Genomic DNA, 18,829 nt, shown 5'->3' with positions numbered 1-18,829 from the left:
GAGGAGACAATCTTGGATATTCATTGCATCGAGCCGGCGAAGTGTGACCACAACACCGCCACGGCCAAATCACGCAAATACGCGTGGATCGTTTTCGCGCTGACCTTCGGTCTGCTTTTATCGGACTACATGTCCCGGCAAGTGCTGAACGCGGTGTTTCCGCTACTCAAGCAGGCATGGGGCCTTTCCGACACGCAGTTGGGCTCGTTGAGCGGCGTCGTCGCGCTGATGGTCGGCCTACTCACCTTTCCGCTTTCCGTGCTCGCCGACCGCTGGGGCCGCGTGCGCAGCCTCGTTCTGATGGCGACGCTCTGGAGTCTCGCGACGCTCGGCTGTGCGATCGCGACCAACTACGGCGAAATGCTCGTGGCGCGCGCCTGCGTCGGTCTCGGCGAGGCGGCTTACGGCAGCGTCGGCATCGCGCTGATTCTCAGCATTTTCCCCGCGCACTTGCGCTCCACGCTCACCGGCGCGTTCATGGCCGGCGGTGCGTTCGGCTCGGTGCTCGGCATGGCGCTCGGCGGCTTCGTCGCCATGCACTTCGGATGGCGTGCCTCGTTCGCGGCGATGGCGATCTTCGGCATCGTGCTCGTGATCGTCTATCGTCTGACGGTTTCCGACAAGCGCATCGCCGCGCGATATGGCGACGCGCAACCCGCCACGCGACAGGCGGACGGCATCCGCACGAGTCTGCGCGCGCTGCTGGCCGGACTCTTCTCGACGGTTTCCGTCGTCTGCGCGTACGTCGGCAGCGGCTTGCAGCTTTTCATCATGGGCGCGGTGATCGCGTGGATGCCGAGCTTCCTCAACCGCTACTACGCGATGCCCGCCGACAAGGCCGCGGCAGGCGCCGCCGTCTTCGTGCTGCTCGGCGGAATCGGCATGGTCGCGTGCGGTGTCGTCACGGACAAGATTTGCCGCAACGCGCCGTCGCGCAAGTGGATCACGGCGCTGGCCTATTGCCTGATCTCGATCGTGCTGCTGTCCATCGGCTTCCGCGTTGCGCCAGGCGCATTGCAGCTCGTGCTGCTCGGCGCGGGCATTCTGGTCGTCGCGGGTACGTCGGGGCCGGCGGGCGCGATGGTGGCCAACCTCACGCCATCGACGATCCACGCCTCCGCATTCGCGACGCTCACGCTCGCCAACAACCTGCTCGGCCTCGCGCCCGGCCCGCTCGTGACGGGCGCCATCGCCGACCGCATCGGTCTGTTGGGCGCGTTACAGGTGATTCCGCTCGTCGGCGTGGCGGCAATGGTCGCATTCGCGCTCGGCAGAGCGAGATATGCACGCGATCTCGACAAGATCGACGCGCTGCGCGGACGTGCATCAGAGCAGCAAGCAACCGAAATCAGCCGATAAATTCACGCCACTTCAAGGAGAAACCGCAATGACCGATCGCCTGCACACGGCTTCGTCGACCGAAACCGCCGACACCGTCGAACAATCGAAGCCGGAGGTCCCGTCGACCTCGACGTCCACGCGGACATGGGCGTGGGGAGCGTCATACGGCCCCTACGACTGGATGGACGCGCACACGCCGTGCGATGACCTGAGTCCGTGGCATTGAATCCGCGATGACACGCAAACTATCGATCGCGCCGGAGAACATGCCGCAGACCGGCGCGCGCACGCTCACGTTCGTCGATGGACGCAGCGTCGTGCTCTTCAATATCGAAGGCGTCGTTCACGCGATCGACAATTCATGTCCGCACAACGGCGCTTCGCTCGCGAACGGCCGGCTCGACGGACATATCCTTCAATGCCCCGCGCACGGCCTGCGTTTCGATGTCGTGACGGGCTGTGTCGTCGGGGCGAAAGGAATGTGTCTGACGAAACTCGATATCGAATGACGTCGGACGTTTCATTGCTTTACGCTCTGCGCCAATGCGCGCAGCAACGCAGCGCCGTCACCGCTCCACGCGCTGCCGTGCATGCAGGCGAGCGTGGTCGGAGCGAGTTGCGCGAGGCGCTCGAACATCGCGTCGGCGTTACGCGTGTGAGAGAAGTAATCCATGCTGCGCCGGAACGCTTCGCTCGGGCCCAGAATATCCCCGGTGGTCAACGCGGGCAGCGTCGCGCCGCCTTGCGTGAACAGATCGCCGCATAACAGCGTGCGCGTGCTGTCTTCCATCATGAAGCCGCACTCCCAGGCGTGCGGCAGATGCGGCGTGTCGATCCATCGCACGCGATGACGTCCGAGCGAGATCGATTCTCCGTCGGCGAGCGCGACGGGCGCGCGATCGGCGAGATCGGTGATCGACACCATCGCCGCGACCGTGCCGCACAGCGGCGTGGCATCGGGCGACGCCGCAAGCCACTCGTTGAGCGAACCGCACTCGTCCGCTTCGACGTGCGAGAACGCGATGTGCCGCAAGCGCGCCGGATCGATCACGCTCGCGAGCGCTTCCCGCACGAGCGGGAACATCTTGCGCGGACCGGTATGAAAGAGCAGCGGATCGTCATCGACGATCAGATACTGGTTGAAGGAAAAACCGCCCGCACCGCCGGGCAGCGTCACGGGCGTGTTGATGCGATACACGCCAGCGGCGATTTCCTCGACGTTCGTGCCGGACTGCGAGTTCGTGATGACCATGGATGCCTCCTTGGTTGATCGTTTCCCGCCGCACGCGATTCCTGCGAACCGGTCGCGTTTTCGGATGACGGCGTCATCTCATACTTCGCCCGCGGACGCAGCAGGAAAGTCTGCGTGCGCTGCTCCATGACATGCGCGGCTCAGCCGCCCGTGCGGCTGACGATCCAGATCGCCGTCGCCGATCCGAGCGAATCAGATGTACGAGCCGATCGCCCGCCGCCACGCAACTGAATATATCCGCATTCGTCGATGCCGCCACGCGCGCAGAACGCACGCTGCGGCCCGAGCCAGCCGACGCAACCCGCCATGCTTTGCTGCACGAGACGCGCCGATCTAGGGGTAAACATCCAGTTCGTCGGAATCGCTTTGATATAGTTGGTGTACGGAGTATATTTCAGGCCATCGAGACATCCAGTCAAAGAGGGAGACACCATGCAATTTCATCTCGACGGTTTCCGCGTCGGCGATCCGACGATCGAACCTGCCGCCAGCGACGCGCCTCGCGTCGACATGCCCGAAACGGTCGATGTCCTGATCGTCGGCAGCGGGCCTGCGGGACTCGTGCTGGCCGCGCAACTCTCGCAGTTTCCGACGATCGATACGCGCATCGTCGAGCGCCGTTCCGGACCGCTCTTGATGGGCCAGGCGGACGGCGTCGCGTGCCGCACCGTCGAGATGTTCAATGCGTTCGGCCTGAGCGATCGCCTGCAGCGCGAGGCGTACTGGGTCAACGAAACGGCTTTCTGGCGGCCCGATGCCGAAGATCGCGGCGCGATCAGGCGTACCGGCCGCGTTCAGGATACCGAAACAGGTTTGTCGGAGTTTCCGCACGTCATCGTCAATCAGGCGCGCGTGCAGGACTATCTGCTGGGTGTGATGCGGCGTTCCGCCTTGCGTCTCGAACCGGACTACGATCTCGAAGTCGTCGATGTCGAGCGCGACGACGACGGCGACGGCGACGGCGATCATCCGGTGAAAGTCACGCTGCGGCGCACCGATGCGGCGCGGCTCGACGAGACCGTCACCGTGCGCGCGCGTTATGTCGTGGGTTGCGATGGCGCGCGCAGCCGCGTGCGGACGGCCATCGGGCAAACGCTGCGTGGCGATGCGGCCAATCACGCGTGGGGCGTGATGGATGCGCTCGCTGTCACGGACTTCCCCGACATTCGTCTGAAGGTCGCGATTCAATCCGCGAGCGAAGGCAATCTGCTCATCATTCCGCGCGAAGGCGGGTATCTGGTGCGCTTTTACGTCGATCTGGGCGAGGTCACGGCGGACAATCGCGACACCATCAAGCAGATCAAGGTCGATCGCATCATTCAGACCGCGCAACGTATCCTTCATCCCTATTCGCTCGACGTGAAGGAAGTCGCGTGGTTCTCCGTGTACGAGGTCGGGCAGCGTCTGACGGACCGTTTCGACGATGCCATCGCCGCCGATGGCACGAGTCGCGAGCCGCGCGTGTTCATCGCGGGCGATGCCTGCCACACGCATAGCGCGAAGGCCGGCCAGGGCATGAACGTCTCGATGCAGGACGGCTTCAATCTCGGCTGGAAACTCGGCGCGGTGCTGCGCGGACTCGGCGACGCCGACCTGCTGCGCACCTATTCCGACGAACGTCAGCCGATCGCGCAGGAGCTCATCGATTTCGACAAGGAATGGTCGGCCATGATGGCCGCACCGCCCAAAGACCCGAACCGGCCCGAAGCGGGCGGCGTCGATCCCGCCGAGCTTCAGGCGTACTTCGTGCGCGCGGGCCGCTACACAGCGGGCGTCGCGACGCGCTACCGTCCGGCCATGCTGACGGGCGAGCCGACGCATCAGGCGCTCGCGAGCGGCTTCGCGATCGGCACGCGCTTTCACTCGTCGCCCGTGATTCGTCTGGCCGATGCCAAGCCGATGCATCTCGGACACGTCGCGCGCGCCGATGGCCGCTGGCGTCTGTATGCGTTTTCTGATGCGAACGGCCGCGCGCTGCATGCGCTGTGCGAACATCTTTGCGCTTCGCCCGATTCCGTTCTGCGGCGCGTGACGCCGGAAGGCGCCGATCCGGACAGCGTTCTCGATCTGCGCGCGGTGTTGCAGCGGGATCATCGGGACGTCGCGTTGAATGAACTGCCGGGCATTCTCCTGCCGCGCAAGGGGCGCTATGGTCTGGTCGACTACGAGAAAGCATTTACCAACGATGCGGCGACTGATATTTTCCACGAGCGCGGCATCGATCGCGAACGGGGCGCGATCGTCGTGGTCCGTCCGGATCAATACGTCGCGCATGTCCTGCCCCTGGACGCGTACGCGGAACTGAACGCCTTTTTCGATCCGATCTTTCCGCGTGCTTCAACCCGCTCATGAACTGATCAAATTGCCGAATAAAGAAGATGACCGCGCGCTGTCGCGATACACGGGCAGCCTCGTGCGTCGCGCGCAGCAGCGCCATGTCGCGGTTTGGCTCGCCGAGGTTTCCGCCGAGATTACGAGCGTGCAGTACGCGGCGCTCGAGGTCCTGCACGAAACGCCAGGCGTCAATCAGCGCCAGCTCGGCGATGAACTCGATGTGGACCGTTCGACGATCGCCGATCTCGTCGCGCGCATGGTTCGCAACGGTCTCATCGAACGCTCGGACGATCCCGTCGACAAGCGCAGTTACGTGCTCTTCCTGACGCCGGCCGGAAAGAAGCAACTGGCGGCGCTGCGTCCGCGCGTCGAGGAAGTCGAGCGCATTCTCACCGCGCGGCTGACGAAAAAGGAATGTCTGGAGTTACGGCGGCTGCTTGCGGCGTTGCTGCCCGATCGCGAAGTTTGAGTAAGCAGTTAGTCGCAACGCGACATGCGGATACGCGCGCCGGACAGGTTCCAGGCCGACAACGTCTTGGCGATTTCCGTCCGGCCGCCATGTCCCCGGTTTCATGACAGTACCCTCGCAGGCAATGACAACGACGTCCAGTCGACTTGGGGGAGACATGAACCGGATTCAGGCACGCTTGGCGGCATTGGCCGCCACTTCGTTGCTGGCGGCTTGCGGCGGCGGCGGCGACAGTTCTTCGGGCGTTCAAAGCACGTCCACCGCGACCGCGCCTACGCCGGCTTCAGAGCCTGCTCCCGCTGCCACGCCCGCGGGTTCGTCGCCGAATATCGTTGCCATCGGCGATAGCCTGACGCAGGGAGTCGGATCGGATATCGGCGGATACCCGGCAATTTTGTCCGGCATACTAAATAATCGGACCTTTGCGAATCTCGGCATCGGCGGGCAGACATCGACGCAGATCGCGGCGCGCGTCGGAGCATTGCCATCGACGGTCACGGTCGATGGCGACGCCGTGCCGGCGAGCAACACGGCGGTCCATCTTTCGAGCGTGTCGATCGACATGCTGTCGACACCCGCCGATGACGTCGCTCGGAGCAAGCCGGGCACGCTCTGCTCGGTGCATGGCGCGCTCCAGCGCACAGCGGACGGCGGGCCGCCATCGACGACCGAAACCTATACGTTCGTGCGGGACAGCGCCGGATCGGCAGTGCCTTGCGCCGCCGGATCGGCATTTCTCGGCGATTCGGAAGGCTATGACACATGGACCGCGATCATCTGGGTCGGCCGCAACAATGGCTATGACGCACAGACCGTCCTCGCGGACGTGAAGTCCATCGTACAGTGGCTCAAGCCCGCGGGCGCGCACTTCGCGGTGCTTTCGATCATCAAGGGCGATTTCACCGGCGAGTATGCGGGCGGAGAAGTCGCGAAATATCTCGACGATCTCAACGCGTCCCTGAAGGCGGCGTATCCCGACAATTTCATCGACGTCGAGACTGCGCTCGTCAATGCCTACAATCCGAGCCTTCCTCAGGACGTCATCGATCACAGCCACGACATTCCGCCGTCTTCACTGCGCTCCGACGCGATCCATCTCAACGACGCCGGCTATACCATCGTCGCCGGACAGGTGAAGGCGCTGCTCGCATCGAAGAACTGGTAACGGCGATCGGGACTTCTAGTCGCGGACAGCAGGACGAACACGCGCCGGATTCCCGACCGCCGTGGCGCCGGCGGGCACATCGCGCGTCACGATGCTGCCTGCGCCGATCAGAGCGTCATCGCCGATCGTCACGCCCGGCAGGATGATCGCGCCCGCGCCGATCCACACATTGCGGCCGATCCGCACGGGACGCCCCAGTTCGAGGCCCGTTGCGCGCACGGCAGGATCGCGCGGATGATCGGCGGTCAGAATCTGCACGCCCGTCGCGATCTGCGTCATGTCGCCATCTCCACGGCGACGACATCGAGAATCGTGCAGTTGTAGTTCAAGAACACGCCCGCGCCGAGCGTGATGTTGTAGCCGTAGTCGCAATGAAACGGCGGCCGGACCATCGAGTCCGGACCGATGGCGGCGAACCGTTCGCCGAGCAACCCGTACCGCTGTGCGAGCGGCATGTCCATCGCGCCATTGAAGCGCGCCATCCATGCGCGCGCCGCTGCCTGATCGGCCTGAATTTCTGCGTTGTTGGCCGTGTACAGCTCGCCAGCCAGCATCTTTTCTTTCTCTGTCCGATTCATCTGCAAATCCTCGACTCATGATGGGCGCGCCGCAGAACAATCGTTCGCTCGCGGAGAAATCAGTATTTTCCCCCGAATACGAACCGCCGGAATTCGACAGAAAATAAGTCCCGAAACGATACGACAAGCCGAATGACGGCCTTCGCCCGCGTTAAGCGAACGCCTGAACCGCGTATGACCTTCACTTGATGGAGTGCCCTGTCATGAAAACGTTCGTTTCCCTCTTCGCGGCGTCCGCGCTCTGCCTGGCTCCGCTCATTGCAAGCGCGCAGCAGACCGTCAAGATCGGCCTGTCCGCGCCGCTCACCGGCATCAGCGCCGCGAACGGCAAGGATCTGGAAAACGGCGTGCGGCTCGCGATCGAAGAAGCCAACGCCCAGCACATCAGCATCGACGGACAGCCGGTCCAGTTCGAGCTCGCATCCGTCGACGATCAGGGCGATCCGCGCATCGGCGTTCAGGTGGCGCAGAAACTCGTCGACGATGGCGTCGTTGCGGTCGTCGGCTATTACAACTCCGGCGTCGCGCTGCCTTCCGCGCCCATCTTCGGGAAGGCCGGCATTCCGCTGCTCGATCCCGCGGCGACGAATCCCGCGATTACGCGTCAGGGCTTGAACAACGTGTTCCGCATCATCGCCACCGACACGCAGAATTCCGGCAACGCCGGCACGTATGCCGTGAAGGTCACGAAGGCGAAGCGGATCGCGGTCATGGACGACCGGACCGCCTTCGGGCAAGGCGCGGTCGAAGAGTTCAGGAAGGCGGTGCAGGCGGCGGGCGGCCAGGTCGTGTCGGAGGAATACACCAACGACAAGGCCGTCGAATTCAATGCGCAACTGACGAACATCAAGGCCGCCAACGCCGATCTTCTGTACTTCGGCGGACTCGATGGTCAGGCCGGGCTGATCGTCAAGCGCATGAAGCAGCTCGGCATCCGCGCGCAGTTCGTCGGCAGCGGCGGGATTGCCGACAGCGTGTTCATCAGTTCAGCGGGAAACGCGGCTGAAGGCGCGATGGCCTGGGAATACGGCCGGCCCGTCGATTCATTGCCCGAAGGCCGCGCGTTCGCCGCGAAATTCAAGAAGCGCTTCGGCGCGGAGACGCTGACCTACGCGCCGTTCGCGTATGACTGCGCGTGGCTCGCCATCACCGCGATGAAGAAAGCAAATTCCGTGAAGCCCGCCGCGATCATCGAGACGCTGCGCACGATCCAGTACAACGGCATCACCGGAAATATCTCGTTCGACAAGTTCGGCGATCTGAACAACCCGACATCGACGCTGTATCAGGTCAAGTCGATGAAATGGCAGCCCGTGACGACCATCGGCGCGGAGAAATAGACGCGCTCGCGGGACGTCATCGGGCAACCGATTCAGGCCGCGTTAGCCGCCTGCTTGTCGACCAGCGCGCAGACGGCGGCCGTGACTTGCGCCGTCGTCGCGGTGCCGCCGAGATCGCCGGTGTGCAGCGACTTGTCGGATGTCACGGCTTCGATCGCCTGCATGACGCGTTTGGCCGCGTCGAACTCGCCGAGATGTTCGAGCAGCATCACGACCGACCAGAACGTGCCGACGGGATTCGCCAGGCCCTTGCCCATGATGTCGAACGCGGAGCCGTGAATCGGTTCGAACATCGACGGATAGCGGCGCTCCGGATCGATGTTGCCCGTCGGCGCGATGCCGAGACTGCCCGCGAGCGCGGCGGCGAGATCGCTGAGAATGTCGGCGTGAAGATTGGTGGCGACGATCGTATCGAGCGTCTGCGGACGATTGACCATGCGCGCGGTGGCGGCGTCGACGAGTTCCTTGTCCCATTTGACATCGGGGAATTCGGCGGCGACCTCGTTCGCGATCTCGTCCCACATGACCATTGCGTGACGTTGCGCGTTGCTCTTCGTGATGACGGTCAGCAGCTTGCGCGGACGCGACTGCGCGAGGCGGAACGCGAACCGCAGAATGCGCTCGACGCCCGCGCGCGTCATGATCGACACATCGGTCGCGGCTTCGATCGGATGACCTTGATGCACGCGCCCGCCCACGCCGGAATATTCGCCTTCCGAGTTTTCGCGCACGATCACCCAGTTCAGGTCTTCGGGCTTGCAGCGCTTCAGCGGCGCGTCGATGCCCGGCAGGATGCGCGTCGGACGCACGTTCGCGTACTGGTCGAATCCCTGGCAAATCTTGAGACGCAGGCCCCACAGCGTGATGTGATCGGGCACGTCCGGATCGCCCGCCGAGCCGAAGAGAATGGCGTCCTTGTCCCGGATCGCATCGAGTCCGTTCGCGGGCATCATCACGCCATGCTGACGGTAATAGTCCGCGCCCCAGTCGAAATTCTCGAATTCGAAAGCGAATGCCTGCGTGGACTTGGCGAGCGCTTCGAGCACTTGCTGGCCCGCCGGAACCACTTCCTTGCCGATGCCGTCGCCGGGAATCGTTGCAATGCGATAGCTCTTCATGTCTCCGTCCTTCGATGTTGTCGGGTATGGGCGAACTTTAACCGCATTCCGGCTCCAAAACCGGTGCTAGACTCAAAGCATCTTTAACCTGAAGTTACGAATGAACCGATGCCCGATGCCGTCCAGCCCGCCGATCTGAGCTTCTTCTCCACGCTGTCGGCGGCAGGCAGTCTGAGCGCGGCCGCGCGCGAGCTCGGCCTCACGGCGGCGGCCGTCAGCAAGCGTCTTTCGCAGATGGAAGCGCGCGCCGGCGTGGCGCTCGTCAATCGCACGACGCGGCGGATGATGCTCACGCCGGAAGGCGAGCTGTATCTGGAACACGCGCGCCGGATTCTCGACGAGATCGACGAACTCTCCGAACTGCTCGGCGCCGCCAAGCAAAGCCCGAAAGGTCTGCTGCGCGTGAACGCGACGCTCGGTTTCGGGCGCAGTCACGTCGCGCCGCTGATTTCGCGTTTCAGCAGGATGTATCCGCAAGTGTCGGTGCAGTTGCAGTTGTCGGTCACGCCGCCGCCGCTCACCGACGACAAGTTCGACGTCTGCATCCGGTTCGGCGAACCGCCCGATACGCGCGTGATCGCGCGGCGTCTCGCGGGAAACCGGCGGCTGTTGTGCGCCGCGCCGTCGTATATCGAGGCGCATGGCATGCCGCTCGTCCCGCACGATCTGACGCGGCATAACTGCATCGGCATTCGTCAGGGCGACGAAGCCTACGGCGTGTGGCGGCTCACGTCCGGACGCGGCGCGTCGCGCAAGACGGAAGCGGTGCGCATCGACGGCACGCTCACGACGAACGACGGCGAAATAGCCGTGAAGTGGGCGCTCGAAGGCCACGGCATCCTGATGCGCGCCGAATGGGACCTGAAGCCGTATCTGGCCGATGGCTCGCTCGTGCGCGTGCTGCCCGACCACGAAACGCCCAACGCCGATATCTTCGCGGTCTACTCGCAGCGGCATCAGATGTCGAACCGCATTCGCACGTTCGTCGACTTCATCGCGCAGGAGCTGAAGGGCGACGCGTGAAGCGCCGCTACCACGGCGAGCCGGCGGGCGACGGGCCGTCGGCGTGCTGGCCGAGATAGTGACGCAGATGATCGACGAAAACCGCGACCTTCGGCGACAGATTCAGCCGTTCGGGATAGACCGCGTAGATATCGGCGGGCGGCGTGTCGTATTCGCTCAACACCTGAACCAGCCTTCCGCTGCGCAGATACTTCGCGACGTCCCATTCCGCGCGCATGAGAATGCCGCGCCCTTCCAGCGCCCAGTTCAGCGCCACTTCGCCGTCGTTGGTGCTGAGCTTGCCGTGCACTTTCACGGTCTCCGTGCGCCCGCTGCGCGTCAGACGCCAGTTGCCATAGGCGGCCTCGTTCTGACGCAGCACGATGCATTGATGCGAAGTCAGATCATGCGGATGCGCCGGCTCTCCGGCCACACGCAAATATCCCGGCGACGACACCAGAAGCCGCCGATTCGACGCGATCTTCTTCGCGATCAGCCGTGAATCCGGCATCTCGCCGAAGCGCACGGACACGTCGATGCTCTCGTCCGGCAGGCTGATCGGCCGATCGGTCAGATGCAGTTGCACTTCGACATCGGGAAACGCCTCGCTGAATTCCGAGATCGCCGGACCGATATACGACCGCCCGAATCCCAACGGCGCATTGACGCGCAACAGTCCTTTCGGCGCGGCCCGGCTGCTGGAGACCGTCCGCTCCATGTCGTCGATATCGCTCAATATTCGCTGGGCGTTCGCGAAATACACCTCGCCTTCGCTCGTCAGGCTGATGCGCCGCGTCGTGCGGTTGAGCAGGCGCACGCCGAGCCGGTCTTCGAGCGAAGAGAGCCGCCGCGAGACCGCCGGCGGCGTCAGATTCAGCTCTCGCGCGGTCGCGGCCAGACTGCCTTGCTTCACCAGCAGGCAGAAGAATCCCAGTTCCGAGTCGGTGCCCATTCGTGATTTTTTTGCAATGATGAATTAAGTTTAAGTCGATTCATACGCGATTCCAACGGTTTTAACCTAGGCGTCAGCTCACGTAAAGGGCGACCGCTTCGAGCCGACGTTCGAAGACGGCATCAAAACCGCACCAGACGGTTTCGAACCCTATCAATCGGAATCAGGAGACGTTCCATGGAAATGGACATCGAGAAGCGCACTCTGCGCAAGGTCAGCTGGCGCATCGTGCCGTTCATCATGCTGCTGTACTTCATCGCGTATATCGACCGGGTGAATATCGGCTTCGCGGCGCTCACGATGAAGACCGACCTCGGCTTCACCGCGTCGATTCTCGGCTTCGGCGCGGGCATCTTCTTCTGGGGCTATTTCCTGTTCGAAGTGCCGTCGAACATCGTGCTGCACAAGGTCGGCGCGCGCATCTGGATTGCGCGGGTCATGGTGACGTGGGCGATCATCTCGGCGGCGATGGCGTTCGTCACCGGGCCGACGAGCTTCTACATCATCCGCTTCCTGCTGGGCGCGGCCGAAGCGGGCTTCTTCCCCGGCATCATCCTGTATCTCAGCTACTGGTTTCCCGCGCGGCATCGCGCTGGCGTCGTCGCGTTCTTCATGGCCGCCGCGCCGCTTTCCACCGCGCTCGGCTCGCCGCTGTCCGCCGCGCTGCTCGAAATGGACGGCGTAATGGGACTGCACGGATGGCAATGGCTCTTCATCCTCGAAGCCGTGCCGGCGCTCATTCTCGGCGTGGTCGTCTTCTTCTACATGACCGACAAGCCCGAGAAGGCCAAATGGCTGAAGGACGACGAGCGCAACTGGCTGGTCGATGTCATGAACGCCGAAACCGCCAGCCGCGCGACCACGGCGAAGCACGGCATCATCAGCGGCCTTGCGAATCCCCGCGTAATCGCGCTGTCGCTGATTTACTTCGGCACGTCGGCGGGGCTGTACACGCTCGGCATCTGGGCGCCGCAGATCATCAAGCAACTGGGCGTGTCGTCGATGACCGTCGGCCTGCTCAACGCGATTCCGCCGATCGTGTCCGTCATCGCGATGGTGCTGTGGTCGCGCCATTCGGATCGCACCGGCGAGCGAACCTGGCACGTCGTGCTGGCGTGCGTCGCGGCGGCGGTCGGCCTGATCGTGGCGGCGATGGCCAATAGCGTCGTCGGTCTGATCGCCTCGCTGACGCTGGTGAACATCGGCATCAGTTGCGCGAAGCCGCCGCTCTGGACCATGCCGACGATGTTTCTCTCCGGCGCGGCGGCCGCCACCGGCATCGCGACGATCAACTCGATCGGCAATCTGGGCGGCTTCGCCGGTCCGGTCGTCATCGGCTGGCTCAAGGAATCGACGGGCAGCTATGCGGGCGGCCTCTATTTCGTCGCCGGTCTTCTCGTGATGTCCGCCGTGCTGACCTTGCTTCTCGCCCGCTCGCAGAAGCCTTCGGTATCGACCAGCAACGCCGCCGCACACTGAAAAAGCACGCGCGCGTCCCCCAACTCAACACGTCGTAGAGGAATCAAGATGGAAAAGGAAGCGGCCATTCAGTCCGTCACGGACACCATGGCGAAGTTCACCGCCTATATCGGCAAGCGCCTGCCGAAGGATGTCAAGGCGAAGCTCGCGGAATTGCGCACGATGGAAACCAATCCGCTCGCCAAGTCGATTTACGATTCGATGGACAGCAACCAGGACGCCGCCGACAAGCTGAACCGTCCGAGCTGTCAGGACACGGGCGTGATCCAGTATTTCGTCGAGGCGGGCGCGAATTTTCCGCTGCTCGGCGAGCTCGAGGAAATCCTTCAGGAAGCCACCGCCGGCGCGACGAAGCTCGGGCCTTTGCGTCACAACGCCGTCGAAACGTTCGACGAGAAGAACACGGGCACGAACACCGGCACGCAGATTCCGTGGCTCGACTGGCGCATCGTGCCGGAGAAGGACAGCTGCACGATCGACGTCTACATGGCGGGCGGCGGCTGCACGCTTCCCGGCGCGGCGAAGGTTCTGATGCCGGGGCAAGGCTATGAAGGCGTCGCCGAATTCGTGATGGACGTCATCACCGAGCGCGGCGTGAATGCGTGCCCGCCGCTGCTCGTCGGCGTCGGCGTATCCACTTCGGTCGAGACTGCCGCGCGACTGTCGAAGCTGGCGATCCTTCGTCCGGTCGATTCGAAGAGCGCGAATCCGCGCGCCGCGCTGATGGAAGAGTTGCTCGAACAAGGGCTCAACGAAGTCGGCATCGGCCCTCAGGGGCTCACCGGAAACAATAGCGTGATGGGCGTCAACATCGAATCGTCGGCGCGGCATCCGTCGACCATCGGCGTGGCCATCAACACCGGATGCTGGGCGCATCGCCGCGGCAAGATCCGCATCAACGCAGACATGTCCTACGAAGTGCTCTCGCATGAAGGAGTCGTACTGTGAAGAAGGTTCTGACAACCCCCATCAAAAGCGAAGACCTCGAGGATCTGAAGGTCGGCGACGTCGTCTATCTGACGGGGCGCCTGGTGACGTGCCGCGATGTCGCGCATCGTCGATTGATCGAGCAAGGGCGCGAGCTGCCCGTCGATCTCAACGGCGGCGCGATCTTTCATGCGGGCCCGATCGTGCGCAAGAAGGACGACGGCGCGTTCGAGATGGTGTCCATCGGACCGACGACGAGCATGCGCATGGAGAAATTCGAGCGCGAGTTCATCGAGCAGACCGGCGTGAAGCTGATCGTCGGCAAAGGCGGCATGGGACCGGAAACGGCCGCGGGCTGCATGGAGCACAAGGCGGTTCATGCGATCTTCCCGGGCGGATGCGCGGTGCTCGCGGCGACGCTCGTCGAGGAAATCGAAGGCGCCGAATGGCAGGATCTCGGCATGCCCGAAACCTTGTGGATCAACCGCGTGAAGGAGTTCGGCCCGCTGATCATCTCGATCGATACCAAGGGCAACAATCTCATTCAGGAAAACAAGGCGGTCTTCAACGAGAGAAAGAAGCCGATCCTCGAAAAGATCAGCAAGGAACTCAGCTTCATCAAGTAGCGGCTTTAGACGAGCGCCTCGCGTTGCCGTCTTCGGAATTCGGGGTTCGGGCATACTACTCGGCGGCAGGTTTGCCGAACAGCGTCGATCTGCGACGCCCCTATCCCGAACCACGGACAGAGAGATGAACGCAAGCAACCGCAGCGCCGGCGAACGCTACGTCGTTGGCGTCGACGTCGGCACCGGCAGCGCACGCGCCGGAATTTTCGATACCGCCGGCAACATGGCCGCATCGGCGAAAAAGGACATCACGCTGTTTCATGAAAGCGGCGGCATCGTCGAGCAATCGAGCGGGGAAATCTGGAGCGCCGTCTGCCACGCCGTAAAAGCGGCGCTCGCGCAGGCGGCAATCGCGCCGGAGTCCGTCGCGGGCATCAGCTTCGATGCGACCTGCTCGCTCGTCGTGCTCGGCGATGGCGGCAAACCGCTGCCCGTGGGACCGTCGGAGCAGGCGGAACGCGACATCGTCGTCTGGATGGATCATCGCGCGATCGGGCAGGCGGAGCGCATCAACGCGACCGGCCACGCGGTGCTGAAATACGTCGGCGGCAGGATCTCACCGGAAATGGAGACGCCGAAGCTGTTGTGGCTTCTGGAAAACCGTCCGCGCGTCTTCGACGCCGCATGGCAATTCTTCGATCTCACCGACTTCCTGACATGGCGCGCGACCGGCGATACGTCGCGGTCGGTCTGCACCGTGACCTGCAAGTGGACCTATCTCGCGCATGAACGGCGCTGGGACGAGAGCTATTTCCGGACCATCGGTCTCGGCGCGCTGGCGGACGAGGGCTTCGCGCGCATCGGCCAGCAGGTGGTCGAACCGGGCACGCGGCTCGGCAACGGGCTGACCGAACGCGCCGCCGCGGAACTCGGGCTGATCGCGGGCACACCGGTCGGCGCGGGCGTGATCGATGCCCATGCGGGCGGCATCGGCACCGTGGGCGCACAGGGCGATCCGGAGTCGTGCCTCGCCTATGTGTTCGGCACGTCGTCATGCACGATGACGACGACCGCCGAGCCGGTCTTCGTGCCCGGCGTCTGGGGCCCGTACTTCTCGGCGATGGTGCCGCAGGCGTGGCTCAACGAAGGCGGTCAATCGGTCGCCGGCGCGGCGATCGAGCGCCTGCTCGCGATGCATCCCGCCGCCGCCGAAGCCACGCTTCGCGCGAAAGAGCGCGGCGAATCGCTGCCGGCCATGCTCGCCGGCTTGGCGGCTCAGGCCTCCGGCAGCCTGTCGGACGCGGTGAAGCTCGCCGATGGCCTGTACGTCGTCCCGGAGTTTCTCGGCAACCGCGCGCCCTTCGCCGATCCGCACGCGCGCGCGGTCATCGCCGGTCTCGGCATGGAAGCCGGCCTCGACAATCTGGTCGCGCTGTATGTCGCCGGCGTGTGCAGCATCGCTTATGGTCTGCGGCAGATCATCGAAGCGCAGGCGGACGCCGGCGCGCCGATCGAGCGCGTGATGATCAGCGGCGGCGCGGGCCGGCTCGATCTCGTCCGGCAGCTGCTCGCCGATGCGACCGGCAAGCCGGTGCTGGCCACGCAGGTCGATGAGCCGGTGCTGCTCGGCGCCGCGATGCTCGGCGCGGTGGCGGGCGGCCTGTTCGGCGACGTTCGATCGGCGATGAGCGGCATGGCGCGCGTCGAAAAAACCTACGCGCCGGCAACGGGCGATCTCGCGCGCCTTCACGACGCGCGGTATCGGGCATTCATCCGCTTGCAGCGTTGCGCACGGGAAATCCGCGAAGACTAGCGGGGAAAAGTACGGACGCGCGGTGCGCTCCGTCGTCTTTTTACTTGACATCTAAATTATCCAAACCTAAATTATCACGAGGAAAGACACGAGTCGGAGAGCAAGCATGCGTATCGTCTGCATCGGCGGAGGTCCGGCGGGCCTGTATTTCGCGCTTTTGATGAAGCGCCGCCATCCCGCTTACGACATCACCGTCGTCGAACGCAACCGTCCTTACGACACGTTCGGCTGGGGCGTCGTGTTCTCCGACCAGACGCTCGGCAACCTGCGCGCGGCGGACCCGCCAAGCGCCGATGCCATTCTCGACGCCTTCAATCACTGGGACGACATCGACGTCCACATCGGCGGGCGCACCGTGCGCTCGTCGGGTCACGGCTTCTGCGGCATCGGCCGCAAACGTCTGCTGAATATCCTGCAAGCGCGTTGCGAAGACCTCGGCGTGAAGCTCGTCTTCGAAACGCAAGTCACGAACGACGAGGACTACGACGCCGATCTCATCATCGCGAGCGACGGATTGAACAGCGCGATTCGGCAGAAATACGCGTCGACGTATCAGCCCGATATCGACATGCGCGATTGCCGCTTCGTGTGGCTCGGCACGCACAAGTGCTTCGACGCATTCACGTTCGCGTTCGAAAAAACGGAATGGGGCTGGTTTCAGGCGCATGCTTATCGCTTCGATGAAGACACGTCGACGTTCATCGTCGAGGCACCCGAACGCGTATGGCGTGCGGCCGGCCTCGCCGACATGAGCAAGGAAGACGGCATCGCGTTCTGCGAAAAGCTTTTTGCGAAGCATCTCGACGGCCACGCGCTGATCTCGAACGCCACGCACTTGCGCGGATCGGCGCAATGGATCCGCTTTCCGCGCGTCGTCAATCGCGAATGGGTGCATTGGCGCGAATCCGCGAACGGCAAACGGACGCCCGTCGTGTTGATGGGCGATGCCGCGCATACCGCGCATTTTTCGATCGGATCGGGGACGAAGCTCGCGCTCGAAGATGCGATCGAACTCGCGAACAGCATCGACACTGCGTTCGCGATGAAGAACGGCGATCTCGACGGCGCGCTCGCGCATTACACGCAAGTACGCAGCGTCGATGTATTGCGCATTCAGAATGCCGCGCGCAATTCGACGGAGTGGTTCGAGCATGTGGATCGATACGCGTCGTTCGAGCCCGAGCAGTTTGCATACTCGTTGCTCACGCGCTCGCAGCGCATTTCGCATGAAAACCTGCGCGAGCGCGATGCAGGATATCTCGCCTCATTCGAAGACTGGCTGGCCGCGCGTGCGGGCATCGAGCGCAACGCGCGGCAACGATCCGTTCCGCCGATGTTCACGCCGTTCACATTGCGCGGCGTCACGCTGAAGAATCGCGTGGTCGTTTCGCCGATGGCGCAGTATTCCGCCGTCGATGGCATCGCGGGCGACTATCACCTGATGCATCTCGGCGCGCGCGCGATGGGCGGCGCCGCGCTCGTGATGACCGAGATGACCTGCGTGTCGCCCGAAGCGCGCATCACGCCGGGATGTCCGGGCATGTATGCGCCGGAGCATCTCGCGGCGTGGAAGCGCATCGTCGATTTCGTGCATGCGCAATCGGATGCGAAGATCGGCATGCAGCTCGGCCATGCGGGCGCGAAGGCATCGACGCGCGTGAGCTGGGAAGGCATCGATCAGCCGCTTCCCGATGGCAACTGGCCGCTGGTTTCCGCATCGCCGCAACAGTATCTGCAAGGCGTGAGCCAATGGTCGCGCGAGGCATCGCACGACGAATTGCGCGAGATCGAAACGCAGTTCGTGCGCGCCACGGAAATGGCCGCGCTTGCAGGCTTCGACTGGCTCGAACTGCACTGCGCGCATGGCTACTTTCTGTCGAGCTTTCTCTCGCCGCTGACCAATCATCGCACTGACGAATACGGCGGCTCGCTCGAAAATCGCCTGCGTTATCCGCTCGAAGTATTCAAGGCGATGCGCGCTGTGTGGCCGCAAGACAAGCCGATGTCCGTTCGCATTTCCGCGCACGATTGGGTCGATGGCGGGACGACGCCCGACGACGCCGTCGAGATCGCGCGCGCATTCAAGGCCGCCGGCGCGGACATGATCGACGTCTCTTCAGGGCAAGTCAGCAAGCAGGAGAAGCCTGTGTTCGGGCGCATGTTCCAGACGCCGTTCGCGGATCGCATACGCAATGAAGCGGGTATCGCGACCATCGCGGTCGGCGCGATCTCGGAAGCGGATCACGTGAACAGCATCATCGCCGCGGGACGTGCGGACTTGTGCGCGGTGGCGCGCCCGCATCTCGCGAATCCATCGTGGACATTGAACGAGGCCGCGAAGATCGGCTACTTCGATATCGCGTGGCCGAAGCAATACGCGGCCGCCAAATCGCAACTGGAACGCAATCTCGAACGCGAGCGCGCACTGGCCGCCGACAATGCGCGCCTCACGCCGCAAGAACGCGCGCAACGCGCTGAAGGAACGGTCTGATC

General features: G+C 63.7%; 17 protein-coding genes and 1 pseudogene. 13 read left to right on the top strand and 5 right to left on the bottom strand.

The features are described 5' to 3' along the window. Positions 1–12 precede the first annotated feature (12 nt). Genes NCS02_RS24210 through NCS02_RS24200 form a run of 3 tightly spaced genes read left to right on the top strand, consistent with a single transcriptional unit; the run spans position 13 to position 1,850 of the window. Positions 13–1,359, top strand: a complete 1,347-nt coding sequence (locus tag NCS02_RS24210) for an MFS transporter (protein ID WP_284504382.1) — start codon at positions 13–15, stop codon at positions 1,357–1,359. A gap of 28 nt (positions 1,360–1,387) precedes the next feature. Continuing rightward, positions 1,388–1,567: a hypothetical protein gene (locus NCS02_RS24205; protein ID WP_033536412.1), complete on the top strand. Its 180-nt coding sequence runs from the start codon at positions 1,388–1,390 to the stop codon at positions 1,565–1,567. Between the two features lie 7 nt (positions 1,568–1,574). Next, on the top strand, positions 1,575–1,850 hold the full coding sequence (locus NCS02_RS24200; protein ID WP_250503546.1) for a Rieske (2Fe-2S) protein: 276 nt from the start codon (positions 1,575–1,577) through the stop codon (positions 1,848–1,850). A gap of 11 nt (positions 1,851–1,861) precedes the next feature. Here the strand turns inward: NCS02_RS24200 and NCS02_RS24195 are convergent, their stop codons facing one another. Beyond that, on the bottom strand, positions 1,862–2,593 hold the full coding sequence (locus tag NCS02_RS24195; RefSeq protein ID WP_250520022.1) for an oxygen-binding di-iron domain-containing protein: 732 nt from the start codon (positions 2,591–2,593) through the stop codon (positions 1,862–1,864). Between the two features lie 140 nt (positions 2,594–2,733). Continuing rightward, positions 2,734–2,940 (bottom strand): hypothetical protein, encoded by a 207-nt coding sequence (locus NCS02_RS24190; protein ID WP_175980495.1) that lies wholly within the window; start codon positions 2,938–2,940, stop codon positions 2,734–2,736. 85 nt (positions 2,941–3,025) lie between these two features. Here NCS02_RS24190 and NCS02_RS24185 point away from each other — a divergent pair, with 85 nt between their 5' ends. The 3 genes from NCS02_RS24185 to NCS02_RS24175 all read left to right on the top strand — a co-directional run bounded on the left by NCS02_RS24185 (position 3,026) and on the right by NCS02_RS24175 (position 6,561). Beyond that, the gene (locus tag NCS02_RS24185; protein WP_250503544.1) at positions 3,026–4,945 is read left to right on the top strand and encodes an FAD-binding monooxygenase; all 1,920 of its coding nucleotides are present in this window, start codon (positions 3,026–3,028) and stop codon (positions 4,943–4,945) included. 10 nt (positions 4,946–4,955) lie between these two features. Next, positions 4,956–5,396 (top strand): MarR family winged helix-turn-helix transcriptional regulator, encoded by a 441-nt coding sequence (locus tag NCS02_RS24180; protein WP_033536433.1) that lies wholly within the window; start codon positions 4,956–4,958, stop codon positions 5,394–5,396. A gap of 157 nt (positions 5,397–5,553) precedes the next feature. Next, the gene (locus NCS02_RS24175; RefSeq protein ID WP_250503543.1) at positions 5,554–6,561 is read left to right on the top strand and encodes an SGNH/GDSL hydrolase family protein; all 1,008 of its coding nucleotides are present in this window, start codon (positions 5,554–5,556) and stop codon (positions 6,559–6,561) included. Between the two features lie 15 nt (positions 6,562–6,576). On the opposite strand, the pseudogene NCS02_RS24170 reads toward NCS02_RS24175, so the two are convergent. After that, a pseudogene (locus NCS02_RS24170) lies at positions 6,577–7,115 on the bottom strand (DapH/DapD/GlmU-related protein); the annotation flags it as partial. Positions 7,116–7,342: 227 nt separating this feature from the next. Between NCS02_RS24170 and NCS02_RS24165 the strand changes: the two are divergent. Next, positions 7,343–8,479, top strand: a complete 1,137-nt coding sequence (locus NCS02_RS24165) for a branched-chain amino acid ABC transporter substrate-binding protein (protein WP_008347507.1) — start codon at positions 7,343–7,345, stop codon at positions 8,477–8,479. Positions 8,480–8,511: 32 nt separating this feature from the next. Here NCS02_RS24165 and NCS02_RS24160 read toward each other — a convergent pair whose 3' ends face one another. After that, on the bottom strand, positions 8,512–9,597 hold the full coding sequence (locus NCS02_RS24160; RefSeq protein WP_250503541.1) for a tartrate dehydrogenase: 1,086 nt from the start codon (positions 9,595–9,597) through the stop codon (positions 8,512–8,514). A gap of 108 nt (positions 9,598–9,705) precedes the next feature. Here NCS02_RS24160 and NCS02_RS24155 point away from each other — a divergent pair, with 108 nt between their 5' ends. Then, the gene (locus NCS02_RS24155) at positions 9,706–10,620 is read left to right on the top strand and encodes a LysR family transcriptional regulator (RefSeq protein WP_008347503.1); all 915 of its coding nucleotides are present in this window, start codon (positions 9,706–9,708) and stop codon (positions 10,618–10,620) included. Between the two features lie 7 nt (positions 10,621–10,627). Here the strand turns inward: NCS02_RS24155 and NCS02_RS24150 are convergent, their stop codons facing one another. After that, positions 10,628–11,551, bottom strand: a complete 924-nt coding sequence (locus NCS02_RS24150) for a LysR family transcriptional regulator (RefSeq protein ID WP_008347501.1) — start codon at positions 11,549–11,551, stop codon at positions 10,628–10,630. A 177-nt stretch (positions 11,552–11,728) separates the two neighbouring features. Here NCS02_RS24150 and NCS02_RS24145 point away from each other — a divergent pair, with 177 nt between their 5' ends. From NCS02_RS24145 to NCS02_RS24125, 5 genes are all read left to right on the top strand, one after another. Next, a complete protein-coding gene (locus NCS02_RS24145; protein ID WP_008347500.1) occupies positions 11,729–13,030 on the top strand; it encodes an MFS transporter in 1,302 nt (433 codons plus the stop codon). A gap of 48 nt (positions 13,031–13,078) precedes the next feature. Then, positions 13,079–13,978 (top strand): L(+)-tartrate dehydratase subunit alpha, encoded by a 900-nt coding sequence (ttdA, locus tag NCS02_RS24140; RefSeq protein WP_008347498.1) that lies wholly within the window; start codon positions 13,079–13,081, stop codon positions 13,976–13,978. After that, a complete protein-coding gene (gene ttdB, locus NCS02_RS24135; protein WP_175980506.1) occupies positions 13,975–14,583 on the top strand; it encodes a L(+)-tartrate dehydratase subunit beta in 609 nt (202 codons plus the stop codon). Before ttdA ends, ttdB begins: the two co-directional genes overlap by 4 nt. Positions 14,584–14,707: 124 nt before the next feature. Further along, positions 14,708–16,336 carry an FGGY-family carbohydrate kinase gene (locus NCS02_RS24130; protein ID WP_250523312.1) on the top strand — a complete coding sequence of 543 codons (1,629 nt, stop codon included), beginning with the start codon at positions 14,708–14,710 and terminating at the stop codon, positions 16,334–16,336. 106 nt (positions 16,337–16,442) lie between these two features. Next, positions 16,443–18,827 carry a bifunctional salicylyl-CoA 5-hydroxylase/oxidoreductase gene (locus NCS02_RS24125; protein WP_008347493.1) on the top strand — a complete coding sequence of 795 codons (2,385 nt, stop codon included), beginning with the start codon at positions 16,443–16,445 and terminating at the stop codon, positions 18,825–18,827. Positions 18,828–18,829: the final 2 nt, after the last annotated feature.

Origin of the sequence: Caballeronia sp. NCF2, assembly GCF_023631205.1 — a bacterium.
In the GTDB taxonomy this organism is placed as follows: Bacteria; Pseudomonadota; Gammaproteobacteria; order Burkholderiales; family Burkholderiaceae; genus Caballeronia; species Caballeronia zhejiangensis.
Note: the sequence above shows the minus strand (reverse complement) of the source record. Positions and strands in the feature narration are given on the sequence as shown.